This is a genomic window from Erwinia psychrophila (assembly GCF_039023475.1).
Lineage (GTDB): Bacteria > Pseudomonadota > Gammaproteobacteria > Enterobacterales > Enterobacteriaceae > Erwinia.
In genome coordinates, this window is record NZ_JBCHVB010000002.1 from 271,589 (window position 1) to 285,866 (window position 14,278).

At 59.2% G+C, this 14,278-nt stretch carries 10 protein-coding genes and 1 riboswitch; of the genes, 2 read left to right on the top strand and 8 right to left on the bottom strand.

The window, feature by feature from the left end; all coding sequences use genetic code 11:
• Positions 1-17: 17 nt before the first annotated feature.
• The 3 genes from rluA to polB form a co-directional block, all read right to left on the bottom strand.
• Positions 18-671: a bifunctional tRNA pseudouridine(32) synthase/23S rRNA pseudouridine(746) synthase RluA gene (rluA, locus tag AAH446_RS07320; RefSeq protein WP_342906057.1), complete on the bottom strand. Its 654-nt coding sequence runs from the start codon at positions 669-671 to the stop codon at positions 18-20.
• Positions 672-710: 39 nt separating this feature from the next.
• Entirely contained in the window at positions 711-3,617 is a 2,907-nt protein-coding gene (rapA, locus tag AAH446_RS07325) for an RNA polymerase-associated protein RapA (RefSeq protein WP_342906058.1), read from the bottom strand.
• 131 nt (positions 3,618-3,748) lie between these two features.
• Positions 3,749-6,109, bottom strand: coding sequence for a DNA polymerase II (polB, locus tag AAH446_RS07330; RefSeq protein ID WP_342906059.1), 2,361 nt, complete (start codon positions 6,107-6,109; stop codon positions 3,749-3,751).
• A 173-nt stretch (positions 6,110-6,282) separates the two neighbouring features.
• Here polB and AAH446_RS07335 point away from each other — a divergent pair, with 173 nt between their 5' ends.
• Positions 6,283-7,050 carry a DedA family protein gene (locus AAH446_RS07335; RefSeq protein WP_342906060.1) on the top strand — a complete coding sequence of 256 codons (768 nt, stop codon included), beginning with the start codon at positions 6,283-6,285 and terminating at the stop codon, positions 7,048-7,050.
• A 43-nt stretch (positions 7,051-7,093) separates the two neighbouring features.
• Here AAH446_RS07335 and thiQ read toward each other — a convergent pair whose 3' ends face one another.
• From thiQ to sgrR, 4 genes are all read right to left on the bottom strand, one after another.
• Positions 7,094-7,795 (bottom strand): thiamine ABC transporter ATP-binding protein ThiQ, encoded by a 702-nt coding sequence (gene thiQ / locus AAH446_RS07340; protein ID WP_342906061.1) that lies wholly within the window; start codon positions 7,793-7,795, stop codon positions 7,094-7,096.
• Entirely contained in the window at positions 7,779-9,389 is a 1,611-nt protein-coding gene (gene thiP / locus AAH446_RS07345; RefSeq protein ID WP_342906062.1) for a thiamine/thiamine pyrophosphate ABC transporter permease ThiP, read from the bottom strand. Before thiP ends, thiQ begins: the two co-directional genes overlap by 17 nt.
• Entirely contained in the window at positions 9,365-10,351 is a 987-nt protein-coding gene (gene thiB / locus AAH446_RS07350; RefSeq protein ID WP_342906063.1) for a thiamine ABC transporter substrate binding subunit, read from the bottom strand. The genes thiP and thiB overlap by 25 nt, the downstream gene beginning before the upstream one ends.
• A 42-nt stretch (positions 10,352-10,393) precedes the next feature.
• Positions 10,394-10,500: riboswitch (TPP riboswitch) on the bottom strand.
• Between the two features lie 35 nt (positions 10,501-10,535).
• Positions 10,536-12,197, bottom strand: coding sequence for an HTH-type transcriptional regulator SgrR (sgrR, locus tag AAH446_RS07355; protein WP_342906064.1), 1,662 nt, complete (start codon positions 12,195-12,197; stop codon positions 10,536-10,538).
• Positions 12,198-12,442: 245 nt separating this feature from the next.
• Here sgrR and AAH446_RS07360 point away from each other — a divergent pair, with 245 nt between their 5' ends.
• On the top strand, positions 12,443-13,618 hold the full coding sequence (locus AAH446_RS07360; protein ID WP_463322786.1) for an MFS transporter: 1,176 nt from the start codon (positions 12,443-12,445) through the stop codon (positions 13,616-13,618).
• A gap of 45 nt (positions 13,619-13,663) precedes the next feature.
• Here the strand turns inward: AAH446_RS07360 and leuD are convergent, their stop codons facing one another.
• Positions 13,664-14,269, bottom strand: a complete 606-nt coding sequence (leuD, locus tag AAH446_RS07365; protein ID WP_342906065.1) for a 3-isopropylmalate dehydratase small subunit — start codon at positions 14,267-14,269, stop codon at positions 13,664-13,666.
• Between the last annotated feature and the right edge of the window lie 9 nt (positions 14,270-14,278).

Consider the following 14,278-nt stretch of genomic DNA (forward strand, 5'->3'; position numbering starts at 1 on the left):
GACAAGGCCAGCGGAGCTTAAAAATCCGCTGGCTGCCGGAAGGTCATCGGGCTCAGGTATTTGGGATGAGTAATGGTCAGCATTTCCGCATGGAGCTGTAGCCGGGGCGCCATCGCCCGCGCTTCTTCATGCGCATAAAAATTATCGCCCAGAATCGGGTGGCCCAGCGCCAGCATGTGGACTCTCAGCTGATGTGAGCGCCCGGTAATCGGCTTCAGGCGTACGCGAGTGCTGTTGTCGTCATCGAATGCCAGAACTTCATATTCGGTTTGTGCCGACTTCCCCGTTTCAAAACAGACCTTCTGCTTTGGCCGGTTGGGCCAGTCACAAATCAGCGGTAAATCTACCAGCCCTTTCTCTTCGGCAAGGTGACCCCAGACGCGCGCCACGTAGGTTTTTTGCGGTTCCCGTTCGCGAAACTGTCTTTTCAGCTCCCGCTCTGCCGCCTTGCTCATCGCCACCACGATAATGCCGCTGGTGGCCATATCCAGCCGGTGTACCGACTCGGCGGCGGGGAAGTCGCGCTGGACTCGCGTCATCACGCTGTCCTTATGCTCTTCCTGACGGCCAGGCACGGAGAGCAGCCCGCTGGGTTTGTTGACCACCATGATAAACGCATCCTGATAAAGAATGTGTAACCAGGGATCCTGGGGAGGGTTATAGGGTTCCATCTTATACCTGTAGGGGGCGGCCTGCGCCGCCCCGACTGATTACTGATGCGTCACGACGATCAGACGCAGCGCGTCAAGACGCCAGCCCGCTTCGTCCAGCGCCGAAAGGACCTGCTCGCGATTGCTCTCCAGCGCCTCAATTTCATCCTGACGAATGTTAGGGTTTACGGCGCTGAGAGCATCCAGACGCGACAGTTCCGCGCTCAGTTTCTCATCGGCTTCCCGGCGGGCAATATCGATCAGCTTACGCGCTTCTTCCGCGGCCTGATCTTCCGCCAGCTTGATAATTTCATGCACGTCCTGCTGCACCGCGTTCACCAGCTTGCTGCCGGTATGACGGTTCACCGCATTGAGCTGGCGGTTAAAGCTTTCGAACTCCACCTTGCCTGCCAGGTTGGTGCCCTTGCGATCAACCAGCATACGTACCGGCGTTGGCGGCAGGAAGCGGGTCAGCTGCAGGTGCTTTGGTGCCTGCGCTTCGACGACGTAGATCATCTCCACCAGCAGCGTGCCTACCGGCAGCGCCTTATTCTTCAGCAGAGAAAGCGCACAGCTGCCGGTATCACCGGAAAGGATCAGATCCAGGCCATTACGAATAATTGGGTGCTCCCAGGTCACATACTGGGCATCTTCACGGGAGAGCGCCTGGCCGCGATCGAAGGTGATGGTACAGCCATCGTCCGGCAGCCCCGGGAAGTCCGGCACCAGCATATGATCGCCCGGCGTCAGTACGATCAGGTTGTCGCTGCGATCTTCCTGATTGATCCCGACAATATCAAACAGGTTCAGCGCAAAGTTTACCAGTTCAATATTATTGTCCTGCTCGCTAATGGTTTCAGCCAGCGCCTGCGCCTTTTCACCCCCGTTAGAGTTCAGCTCCAGCAGACGGTCACGGCCCTGCTCAAGCTGGCTTTTCAGCGCGTCGTGCTCTTTACGGCAGCCGGCAATGAAGTCATCCAGCCCTTCAGGATTTTCCGGCGCGGCCAGGAACGCGATCAGCTGAGCGTAAACCTTGTCATAAATCGCCCGTCCCGTTGGGCAGGTATGCTCAAACGCATCCAGCCCCTCGTGATACCAGCGAAGCAGCACGGACTGCGCGGTTTTCTCCAGCCACGGAACGTGGATCTGAATGTCGTGCGACTGGCCGATACGATCCAGACGCCCGATGCGCTGCTCCAGCAGGTCCGGGTTAAATGGCAGATCGAACATGACCATCTGGCTGGCGAACTGGAAGTTACGGCCCTCGGAACCAATTTCAGAACAGAGCAGCACCTGGGCGCCATCCTCTTCGGAAGCAAACCAGGCTGCCGCCCGATCGCGCTCAATGATCGATAACCCTTCATGGAATACCGCTGCTTTAATCCCCTCGCGTTCGCGAAGCACCTGCTCCAGCTGAAGCGCGGTGGCGGCCTTGGCGCAGATCACCAGCACTTTCTGGTCGCGGTGGCTGGTCAGAAAGCCCATCAGCCAGTCAACGCGGGGATCGAAGTTCCACCAGGTGCCGCTGTCGCCTTCAAATTCCTGATAAATCTGTTCCGGATAGAGCATGTCGCGGGCGCGTTCATCGGCCGATTTCCGCGCGCTCATGATGCCGGAAACCTTAATAGCGGTCTGGTACTGCGTCGGCAGCGGCAGGCGGATCTGGTGCAGTTCGCGTTTCGGAAAACCTTTCACGCCGTTACGGGTGTTGCGGAACAGCACGCGGCTGGTACCGTGGCGATCCATCAGCATGGAGATCAGTTCCTGGCGCGCCTCAAGCTTGCCCTCCCGATCGCTGTTGGCAATTTGCAGCAGCGGTTCAATATCCTGTTCGCCCACCAGGTCGTTCAGCACGTTCATCTCATTCTGGCTGACCGGCTTATCGGCAAGCAGCAGGGAAACCGCATCCGCGACGGGGCGAAAATGCTGCTGCTCCTCCACAAAGGTGGCGAAATCGTGAAAGCGGTTTGGGTCGAGCAGGCGCAGGCGGGCAAAGTGACTCTCCAGACCCAGCTGCTCCGGCGTAGCGGTCAACAGCAGAACGCCAGGGATCTGCTCCGCCAGCTGTTCAATCACCTGATACTCGCGGCTTGGCTTTCCCTCTTCCCAAGCCAGGTGGTGAGCTTCATCCACGATCAGCAGATCCCACGAGGCGTCGGCCAGCATTTCCAGACGCTGCTTGTTACGACGAACGAAATCGAGCGAGCAGATGACCAGCTGTTCGGTTTCAAACGCGTTATCGCTGTCGAGGCGGGCCTCCGCGTAGCGGTCGTCGTCAAACAGGGCGAAACGCAGATTAAAGCGGCGCAGCATCTCAACCAGCCACTGGTGTTGCAGGGTTTCCGGCACCACGATCAGGACACGTTCGGCGCGTCCCGCCAGCAGCTGCTGGTGAATGATCATACCGGCTTCAATGGTTTTACCGAGGCCCACTTCGTCAGCCAGCAGCACGCGAGGCGCGTGACGGCGACCCACATCATGCGCAATATGCAGCTGGTGCGGGATCAGGCTGGTGCGCATGCCGCGCAGGCCGCTCACCGGCAGGCGATACTGCTCGCTCTGATATTTAAGGGCGCGGTAGCGCAGGGCGAAGCGATCCATACGATCGAGCTGGCCGGCGAACAGGCGATCCTGCGGCTTACCGAACACGAGCTTGCTGTCGAGCATCACTTCCCGCATCACCACATCTGTTTCGCCGGTATCCAGGCGGGTGCCGGTGTAGGTCACCAGGCCGTTTTCGGTGTTGACCTCTTCCACCTCAAGCTGCCAGCCTTCGTGGCTGGTGATGGTATCGCCCGGATTGAAAATCACGCGGGTAATAGGAGAATCATTTTTAGCGTAAAGACGGTTTTCGCCGGTGGCAGGGAAAAGCAGCGTAACCATGCGCGTGTCGACCGCAACAATGGTTCCCAGTCCCAACTCGCTTTCCGTATCGCTGATCCAGCGTTGACCAAGTGTAAAAGGCATAGATATTCGGCTCGATTCTCGTAGTGATAATTTCAGGCAATAGCTAGACGGCCTGGCGCAAGGCCCGGCAGAAAAATTCAGATATTCAGGAAGGGCGCTATGTTACTGGAAGGGCGCCCGTTCGTCACCTGTCAAAAAAGCCCCAGTTGGCCTGTTACCAGTGTAGCAAAGTCATCCTGCAGAAACGGGAGGATGCCGTCAGCCACCGGCTGAAGCTGGCGGGTCAGGTAATGCTCATAGTCCAGCGGCGTCTGGCGCGCCTCCAGCGGCTCCGGCCCGGAGGTGGCCATAACGTAGCGTATCCTGCCGCCGTTCTGGTACTGCAAGGGGCGGCCCAGCCTCTGATTCTGCTCATCCGCGATACGCGCTGCCCGCACGTGCGGCGGTACGTTGCGCTGATAATCATCCAGCGGACGACGCAGACGCTTACGGTAGATAAGCTGTTCATCCAGTTCGCCCTCCAGCAGCTGGCGGACGGTCTCCCGGATGTAATCCTGATAGGGCTCGCCTTTGAAAATTTTCAGATAAAGCGCCTGCTGAAACTGCTGGGCCAGCGGCGTCCAGTCGGTACGCACGGTCTCCAGCCCTTTAAACACCATCCGCTCCGCGTCGCCTTCACGGATCAGCCCGGCGTAGCGCTTTTTACTGCCCTGTTCAGCCCCGCGAATGGTGGGCATCAGGAAACGGCTGAAGTGGGTTTCATACTCCAGCTCCAAAGCGCTCTCCAGCCCGTACGCCTCTTTCAGATGCGTCTGCCACCAGGCGTTGATAACCGCGACCAGATGCTGGCCGATAGCGGAAGCGCTGGCGTCATCGTGTGGCGTTTTCAGCCAGACAAAGGTGGAGTCGGTATCGCCATAAATAACCTCATAACCTTCGGCCTCAACCAGCGTCTTTGTCTGCTGCATAATTTCATGGCCGCGAAGGGTGATGGACGAGGCAAGACGGGGATCGAAAAAGCGGCAGGCGCTGGTGCCCAGCACGCCGTACAGCGCGTTCATAATGATTTTCAGCGCCTGCGAGAGCGGCTTGTTGCCCTGCTTTTTGGCCGCTTCGCGTCCCTGCCAGATCTGCCGGACAATCTCTGGCAGGCAGTGGTTAGTGCGGGAAAAGCGCGCGCCGCGAAAGCCGCTGACCGACTCGCTCTCATCCGGATGCGCCAGCCCTTCGGCCAGCCCCACGGGATCTATCAGAAAGGTGCGAATGATCGAGGGATAGAGGCTTTTATAGTCCAGCACCAGCACGGAGTCATAGAGCCCCGGCCGCGAGTCCATCACGTAGCCGCCGGGACTGGCCCCCGGCGCCACCTGCCCGATGCCGGGAGCGACAAAGCCAGCCCGGTGCATCCGCGGAAGATAAAGGTGGCTGAACGCCGCCACCGAGCCGCCATGACGATCGACCGCCAGCCCGTTGACCGTGGCGCGCTCCAGCAGGAAAGGCATCAGCTCGGTATGCTGGAAAATCCGCGTGACCAGCTCACAATCCTTCAGGTTATAGTGCGCCAGCGCCGGTTTGTTCTCCGCAAAGCGCTTATCGATCTCCTGCATTCTGTCCCAGGGATTATCGATCGCTTTGCCTTCGCCCAGCAGTTCGCGGGAGACCGTCTCAAGGCTGAAAGAGGAGAAGTTCCAGAAGGCTGACTTGAGCGCATCAATGCCGTCAACGATCAGGCGTCCGGTCGCCTGCGCGAAGAAAACGCCCGGCTTGAAGCCGTGCTCGCGCCACTCCAGCGCCTCGTTATGCCGTCCCAGCCGCAGCGGAATACCGTAACGGTCGGCATGCTTTTGCAGCACCCGGAGATCAAACTGCACCACGTTCCAGCCAATCAGCACGTCCGGATCTTCTCTGGCAAACCACTCGTTGAGCTTTTCGAGAAGCAGAGGACGGCTAGAGACATATTCCAGATTGAAGGTGAGCGCGCTGGCATCGCCATTTTCCGGGCCGAGCATGTAGACATCGCGGCGGCCACAGCCTTCGAGTCCGATGCAGTAAAGCTCGCCGTGGCGGGTGGTTTCAATATCCAGCGAGACCCACTTTAGCGGCGGCCGGTAGTGAGGATGCGGCTTCAGGCGCGCATTGATCAGGCTGTGACCGGCAGGCTGACCGCTGAACCAGACGGGCGCGGTGATAAAGCGCTCCATCAGATAGCGTTCGGGCGGGCGGATATCCGCCTCAAAGACCATGACGCCATTTTCCCGCAGCAGCTTCTCCAGCTTTTGCAGCTGGCGATACTGGGTGCAGTAGAGGCCAAAGACGGGGCGCTGACGAAAATCCTTCAGGTTCAGCCCGGCCAGCCGGTAGTGCCGCTCCTGGCGGAGCAGCGATTCGGCCTGCGCGCGCTGCTCAAGCGGAATAAAAGCGACCGACTCCTGGGGGGCAAGCACCACCCGCTGCGGCCCTTCATCCGTCGCTAGCCACAGCACAACTTCCGTACCTGCGGGCGTATCCCGCCAGTGGCGGCTAAGCAGAAAACCTGCGCGTGCGTCGTTCACCTGAAACCCTTATCGGCTTAATAATGCCCAATCATAGCATGTTTATTTATACAGGGTTATTGACCGGGCGCGTCGGGCAGCCGCTTCGTCAGCATTCCCATACAAAACAAGCCTTGACGGATTCGGGGAGGCTCAGGACAATCCGACCTCCTGTAACGTGGAACGTGAGTGATATGGAAGCCTGGCTACAACATCTTATTACGCAATCACTTGCCTGGTCGCTACTGGCTGTTGGGCTGATTACCTTTTTAGAATCGCTGGCGCTGGTCGGGCTGCTGCTGCCTGGAACCGTACTGATGGCCTCTTTCGGTGCCCTGATCGGCAGCGGGCAGATTGGCCTCTATCCCGCCTGGGCCGTCGGCACCCTGGGCTGCCTGCTGGGCGACTGGGCTTCCTATCTGATTGGCTGGCAGTTCAAAGGGCCGCTGCACCGGTGGTCGTTTATCAAAAAGCACAAAGGCCTGATGGATAAAACGGAACATGCGCTGCATCAGCACAGCATGTTTACCATCATCGTTGGCCGCTTTGTGGGGCCGACCCGTCCGCTGATCCCGCTGGTGGCGGGAATGCTTGAGTTGCCGGTAAGAAAATTTATCCCCCCGAATATCACAGGCTGCATACTCTGGCCGCCGCTTTACCTGCTGCCGGGGATCCTGGCCGGGGTGGCGATCGACGTGCCGGAAGGGACCAACAGCGGCGCATTCAAGTGGCTGCTGCTGGGGGTTACGCTGCTGCTCTGGCTCGGCTTCTGGTTAGGCTGGCGCTGGCTGCGGGCAAAAAAACAGTCCGACTGGGCGACGCCGCTGCTGCCCTCCTCGCGTCTGCGCTGGCTCGCCCCGCTGGCGATGCTGCTGGCCGTTGCCTGCTTTACGGCTATCCAGTTTCATCCCATGATGCCCATTTTCCGCCAGCTGCTGTGGCAGGTTTTTATCGGCGGCTGATCCCGCTGGCTGGCCTGGCAAAGTTTATGCCGGGCCCTGCCGCTTATCGCTGGCCTATCCCAAGCAGTTCCGCCTCCGGTACTTCGCCATTGAATAACGCTGCTGTACTGCCATCCCAGAACACGCTTCCCTCCACTATCAGGATGCTGCGCGGCGTTATACGCGCGGCGTCTTCAACGCTGTGCGACACCATCAACAGGGTAATAGCGCGTTCTGCACAGACTTCATCAACCAGCTGCAGCATCTCTTTTCTCAGCGCCGGATCCAGCGCTGAAAACGGCTCATCCAGCAGCAGAACCGGCTGCTGACGGACCAGGCAGCGGGCCAGCGCCACGCGCTGGCGCTGGCCGCCGGAAAGCTGGCCGGGAAGGCGCTGCAGATAGGTTTCCATCCCGACGCGCTTCGCAATGTCCTGCAGCTGCTGCTTTTGCGCATGATTCAGTTTCAGGCCGGGGTGAAGCCCCAGGCCGATATTCTGCGCCACGGTGAGGTGGGGAAAAAGATTATTCTCCTGAAAGAGCATCGAGACCGGACGCTGAGCCGGTGGCGTATGGCTGTGCGGCTGGTGATTAATGTGCAGGCTGCCTCCTTCAACCGGAAGGAAACCGGCAATCAGGCTGAGCAGGGTGCTTTTGCCCGCGCCGCTGGGGCCAAGAATGGCCACCCGCTCTCCCGGCTGCATGCTGAACGAAAACCGCATCGGCAGAGTATGATAAAGATAAGTCAGATCAGTCAGCGTCAGCATGGCGTCCCGGCAGTTTTTCAATCAGGGTGAACAGCAGAAAGCACAGCAGCAGGAGCAGCAGCGCGGTAACCGCACCGTCGCTGCTGCGGTATGACCCTATTTGCTGATAAAGGTAGAACGGCAGCGTGCGGAAATCCTCGTTGCCGAAGAGCGCAACCACGCCAAAATCGCCGATTGATAACACGCTGGCAAAGGCCAGCGCCTGGGCGATCGGGCGCTTCAGCGCTTTCAGCTCAATCAGCCTGAGCCGCTGCCAGCCCCGGATATCCAGCGACAGGCAGAGGCGGTTATAGCGTTCAGCGATATCGCGCAGCGGATTTTCCAGCACCTTCATGGCATAGGGGATCGCCATCAGCGCATTAGTGAAGATGACAATGCCGTCAGCCTGCTGCGGCAGACCAACGGTTTCGTTGAGCAGCATAAAGAAGCCCGTCGCCAGCACAATGCCCGGCATGGCAAGGATAAGCATTCCGCTCAGCTCCAGCAGCTGGCCCTGCAAAGCCCGCTGGCGCAGGCGAAGCTCGCGGCTGCTCCAGAGCAGCATCATGGTCAGCAGCACGCTCAGCAGGCCGGCACCAAGCGCAATGCGCAGCGAGGTGAGGGTAGCCTGCCAGAGCGCCGGTTCCTGCAGGACCGCGATCATCCCGCCATTGACGCCATCCACCATGACCGCCAGCAGCGGCGGCAGCAGCAGCAGCAGGGCCAGCGTAATCAGCAGGACGTCCGTAATCCTCGCCGTCAGGCTCTCTTCCGGGTTACGCCAGCCGCCAATACTGGCGACGCCGGAAGGAATAGCTTTGCTGAGCCGCTGGCTGAGCATGACCAGACCGAGGCAGCAGACCATCTGGACCATCGCCAGCAGGGCGGCCCGGCCGGGATCGTAGTCGAAGCTCAGCGCCTGGAAAATGGCGAGTTCAATGGTGGTCGCCTGCGGGCCGCCGCCGAGTGACAGCACGGTAGCGAAGCTGGCGAAGCAGAGCATAAAAATGAGCGCGCCAGCAGGCAGGATCTGCCGCCGGAGCCAGGGCCACTCCACTATCCGGAAATGATCCCAGCCGCGCAGGCCGAGCTGAGCGGCAAGCTGACGCTGTTCGCCGGGGATCTGCTCAAGCGTCTGCAGCAGTAAGCGCGCCGCCAGAGGAAGATTGAAGAAAACGTGCGCCAGCAGAATGCCCTGCAGGCCATAAGGCGAGAAAGTGTAGTCAATCCCCAGCAGTGCGCTGAGCTGAGCCAGCCAGCCGGTACGTCCGTAGACGCTGAGGATGCCAAACACCGCCACCAGCACCGGCAGCACCAGCGTCATCGCACAGAGGCGAAGCAGCGTTTCCCGGCCCGGGAACCGGCGGCGGTAGAGCGCCCGCGCCAGCGGAATGGCCGGAAGAACGGAGAGCGCGGCGGAAAGGAACGCCTGCCAGAAAGAGAAGCGCAGTACGTGCCACAGGTAGTCATCCTGCCAGAGATCGCGCCAGGCGATGGCGGGGGCGTTTCGCCACAGCGCGGTAAAGGCCAGCAGCGCCACGGCGACCAGCAGCGTCGCCGCCAGCGCGCCGGGCAGCAGCCAGCCTGCGATCAGCGGCTGACGGCGCGTTGCCATGCGGCTATCCACTGGCTGCGCTTATCGGCCACTTCCTCAGGGGTGAACTGTAGCGTGGTGGCAGGAAGGGGCAGCTTATCAAAACCTGCCGGTAAATCCGATTTGATCGCCGGATACATCCAGTTGCCGGTGGGAATGGTTTTCTGAAAGCCGTTATCCAGCATAAAGGTCAAAAACTGTTGCGCCAGCGCAGGCTGCCCGCTTGATTTCAGCATGCCGGCCACTTCCACCTGAAGGTAGTGACCTTCACTGAAGTTTGCGGCGGCGTACTGCGTTTTTTTCTCTTCAATCAGGTGATAGGCGGGGGAGGTGGTGTAGCTCAGCACCATATCGCCTTCTCCTTTCAGGAACAGGCCATAGGCTTCGCTCCACCCTTTGGTGACGGTAACGGTTTTCTTCGCCAGCTTCTGCCAGGCCGCAGGCGCATCATCGCCGTAGACTTTCTGCATCCACAGCAGCAGCCCCAGCCCAGGCGTGCTGGTGCGGGGATCTTCATAGATCACCCTCAGCGGCTGCTCGCTCTCTACCAGTTCTTTCAGGCTCTGCGGCGGGTTTTTGAGTTTGGTTTTATCGTAGACGAAGGCAAACCAGCCGTAGTCAAAAGGCACAAAGGTCTGGTTGTGCCAGCCGCCAGGGACGGTGGTCTGGCTGGTATCCACCTTAGCTGGTGCAAACAGGCCGGTTTTTTCCGCGGCTACCAGCAGGTTGTTATCCAGCCCAAGCACCACATCCGCTTTGCTGTTTTTTCCTTCCATACGCAGCCGGTTCAGCAGCGAAACACCATCTTCCAGCGACACATATTTGAGTTCACAGTGGCAATCGGCTTCAAACGCTTTTTTAACCGCCGGGCCTGGGCCCCAGTCTGCGGAGAAAGAGTCATAGGTGTAGACCACCAGCGTTGGTTTGGCGGCAAAGACGGGAAGAGCGGTAAGCATCAGCAGGGGAAGAAGTTTCTTTAACACTTTGCGTTCCTTAAGTTAAGCGAGGCCGCAAAGGATCTGAGCAGGTAACAGCGTCTCAAATCCCTACGCCGGCATTATCCGGATCAGGTTCGACGGGTCTGTCTCAGCGTGCAGGCTTAAAGCACCTGCGCGCACCCCGTTGAGAAGGCGCTATTCTAATGATTTCCGGGCGGTAGCGAAAGCGTCATGATTCAGGCGGTGCGAACCAGGCGGACTTGAAATCGAACCAGCCGAGGGTGTTCATCCTGACGCCGCGCATACTGCGCTCGCCTTCAAGGAGTAGCCAGTGATGGAATAACGGGTGCAGGCTCCAGGTATTGACGAGCTGGCGGCTCCAGTCGGCCAGCGAAAGCTTCTGTTCGCGCCAGCGTTGGGCATCCCGCTGCCAGTCAATCGGCACGCAGTGATGCAGCAGCGGGATCTCATACAGCAGGGAAAAGAGCGAGAACTCCAGCGGCAGGGTGAAGTTGGCGCTGCCGAGCCAGATATCGCTTTCCGCGTCGCCCCGGTGCCAGGTGGCATAGTCGACCTGGCGCGTTACCAGGCTGACACCGTGTGCCGCCAGCAGCGGCGCCAGCGCGTTAGCGATCGCTTGATGTTCAATATGGTCGTTGTACCAGGTCAGCGTAATTGAGGTCAGTTCAGGAGGCTTTTCCGTCACCGCCATATCGCGCCGGTGATGCCAGCGGGGCAGCAGGCCGTAGGCGGGGAACCAGTAGCGCTGATAGCCGATGCCGGAATGGTTCAGCAGCGCGACAGGATTGAAGATCATGCTGATCCAGCGCCGCACCTGCTCGTTCTGCCCCAGCGGCGAACGCTGATCGAACAGCAAAAAGTAACAGCCTTCTTCGAGGCGGCTCTCTTCCGATTTTTCGTCCACGCTGGCACCTTCCAGCTTTACGCCCGAATAGACCAGCTCATCGCTGATTTCCGGCAACACCCAGATATTCACTTCATCAATCAGCGCCCGGTAGCCGAAGTAATCATCAAAGGCGGCGATACGCAGCTGCGTTTGCTGGTTACGCACCACGGCGTACGGGCCGGTGCCGATCGGCTGACGGGCAAAGTCGGGCAGGGTGTGCCATTCGTCGGGCAGGATCATAGTACTGATGCTGCCCAGCAGCCAGGGTAGCCAGCTATCCGGCTGATGCAGGTAAATATCCAGCGTCCACGGGGTTGGCGAGTCGATGCGATCAAAATGTGAAAAAAGCGGCTGTGATTTCAGTCGGTTGAGCGAACCAATCACATCCGCCATCTCCAGCTCCCGGCCGTGGTGGAAATGAATGGCGGGCCGGAGATAAAAACGCCAGTGCAGGGGCGATACCTGCTGCCAGTGGTGGGCGATATCGGGCTCGATTTCCCCGTTTTCCTCATTTATATGCGTCAGACCGCTGAAAATCTGCCGGGCAAGGTGGGTTTCCGATCGCCTGAGCGGGGTGCCGGGCAGTAAATTGAGCAGCGACCGGTAATAGAGCACGCGAAGAATATGCTTGCCCTGCCGGAAGCTGCGGCCCAGGTGAGAGACCAGCATCTGCCGTACGGTATGCTTATCCCCGACAAGCTGCACCAGCTGATCGATGCGATCCTGCTCCAGCAGCTCCTCCGCCCGCTGCTGCTGAAGCGCCAGCCCGGTATAAAGGAAGCGCAGCGCCGAGCGCTTCCCCCGTCCCGCCTCTGCCTGCCACTCCAGCCAGCCTTCCGCCTGCATGGCGTTAAGCAGGTTACGCATATGGCGGCGGGAACAGCTGAGCTGAACGGCCAGCTCGCCAAGCGTGGTTTCCTTTGACTGACCGTTGCAGCTCTGCCAGAGGCGGATAAACTGCTGCTGTAAGCGGGAAGAGGACATAAAAGGGGAACCTTTTGTAAAAAGCGGTCTGTTTTTCCTGCCTTATATTAGGGCGATAATGGCTCCGATGAAAGAGCGGGAGGCATTCTCTGAATGGCGCTCTGGCATTATTTGAATCTGAGTATGGTGCATCTTCACCAGCCAGCGGGCATTATGTTCGCTGGCTTTTTTCGTCAGGCTTTTTTTCTTCTATGCTTCCTGTTTGTCGTCCGCGCCGGGCGGCTTTTGCCATTGAAGGACCAGGTATGAATATGCTCCGACCGCGTCGCCGTATTAATCCCGTTTACCTGGCCTTTATGGCCGTCTCTTTTATGATTGGCGTGGCGGGTGCGCTCCAGGCGCCCACCCTCAGTCTCTTTCTGACCCGTGAAGTGGCGGTACGACCGTTCTGGGTCGGACTGTTCTATACCGTCAATGCGATAGCCGGGATTGCCGTCAGTATTCTGCTGGCGAAGCGCTCGGATAATCGCGGCGATCGCCGCATGCTGATCCTCTTTTGCTGCGTGATGGCGACAGGTAACGCGCTGCTGTTTGCCTTTAACCGTGACTATCTGACGCTGATTACTTTTGGCGTGCTGCTCTCCGCCCTTGCCAGCGTGTCGATGCCGCAGATCTTTGCGCTGGCGCGCGAATACGCGGACAGTTCGGCGCGGGAAGTGGTGATGTTCAGCTCCGTGATGCGTGCGCAGCTTTCGCTGGCCTGGGTGATTGGCCCACCGCTGTCGTTCGCGCTGGCGCTAAACTACGGCTTTACCACCATGTTCGCGATCGCCGCGGGGCTTTTTGTCGTCTGCTTTGCGCTGATCTGGTTTGCGCTGCCCTCCGTGGCCCGCGTGGAGCAGTCGCCGGAAGTACTGAGCGCGCAAATCAGCGCCTGGAAGAATAAAGATGTGCGGCTGCTGTTTATCGCCTCGCTGCTGATGTGGACCTGCAATACCATGTATATCATTGATATGCCGCTCTATATCACCAGCGTCCTCGGGCTGCCGGACCGCCTTGCGGGTTTGCTGATGGGCGTGGCAGCGGGGCTGGAGATCCCGGCGATGCTGCTGGCCGGGCATCTGGTTAAACGCGTCGGCAAGCGCAAAATGATGCTTTTTGCCGTGGCGGCGGGCGTGCTGTTTTACCTGGGGCTGGTGCTGTTTCAGTCACGTATCGCGCTGATGGCGCTGCAAATTTTCAATGCGGTCTTTATCGGCATCGTCGCCGGCATTGGCATGCTCTACTTTCAGGATCTGATGCCCGGCCGGCCCGGTGCGGCGACTACGCTGTTTACTAACAGTATTTCCACTGGGGTGATCCTTGCCGGTATTCTTCAGGGGGCGCTGGCTGAAACCTTCGGGCACTATTCGGTCTACTGGGCGGCGCTGCTGCTCGCAATCGCGTCACTGGCCATGTCGGCGAAGGTAAAAGATGTCTGATAGCGTGACGTGCCAGACTTCCCTGGGGGAAAGTCTGGCAAAGGGTTAACGCAGGAAAGCGGGCTGCTTCTGCTCGTACGCGGCGATTTCCGCGTCGTGCTGAAGCGTCAGGCCGATACTGTCCAGCCCGTTAATCAGGCAGTGACGCCGGAAGGGATCGATGCTGAAGGCGTAACGTTTATCCCCCGCAGCGATCTCCTGAGCCTCCAGATCCACCGTAAAAGAAATGCCCGGCTGCGCGGCAACCTGCTGAAAAAGCGTTTCCACCACATCCTCATCCAGCGTCACCAGCAGCAGCTGGTTATTGAACGAGTTATTGGCAAAAATATCCGCGAAGCCGCTACCGATAATCACCTGAATGCCATAGTCGGTCAGCGCCCAGGGCGCGTGTTCACGTGAAGAGCCGCAGCCAAAGTTTTCCCGCGTCAGCATGACAGTGGCGCCGCTGAACTCAGGCTTATTGAGCACGAAATCGGGATTGGGAATCTGGCCTTCGGCATCGGTATAGCGCCAGTCGTAGAACAGATTCCGGCCAAAACCGGTCCGCGTCACCATCTGCAAAAATTGCTTGGGAATGATGGCGTCGGTGTCCACGTTAGCGGTGTCTACCGGCACCACGATGCCGGTATGACGGGTAAATTTCCTGGCCATTATTGCTCC

Bases quoted from the DNA above. Each gene is read 5' to 3' on its own strand.
- rapA (WP_342906058.1), bottom strand. From the start codon at position 3,617: ATGCCTTTTACACTTGGTCAACGCTGGATCAGCGATACGGAAAGCGAG.
- thiQ (WP_342906061.1), bottom strand. From the start codon at position 7,795: ATGCTGACGCTGACTGATCTGACTTATCTTTATCATACTCTGCCGATG.
- rluA (WP_342906057.1), bottom strand. From the start codon at position 671: ATGGAACCCTATAACCCTCCCCAGGATCCCTGGTTACACATTCTTTAT.
- thiP (WP_342906062.1), bottom strand. From the start codon at position 9,389: ATGGCAACGCGCCGTCAGCCGCTGATCGCAGGCTGGCTGCTGCCCGGC.
- AAH446_RS07335 (WP_342906060.1), top strand. From the start codon at position 6,283: ATGGAAGCCTGGCTACAACATCTTATTACGCAATCACTTGCCTGGTCG.
- leuD (WP_342906065.1), bottom strand. From the start codon at position 14,269: ATGGCCAGGAAATTTACCCGTCATACCGGCATCGTGGTGCCGGTAGAC.
- sgrR (WP_342906064.1), bottom strand. From the start codon at position 12,197: ATGTCCTCTTCCCGCTTACAGCAGCAGTTTATCCGCCTCTGGCAGAGC.
- AAH446_RS07360 (WP_463322786.1), top strand. From the start codon at position 12,443: ATGAATATGCTCCGACCGCGTCGCCGTATTAATCCCGTTTACCTGGCC.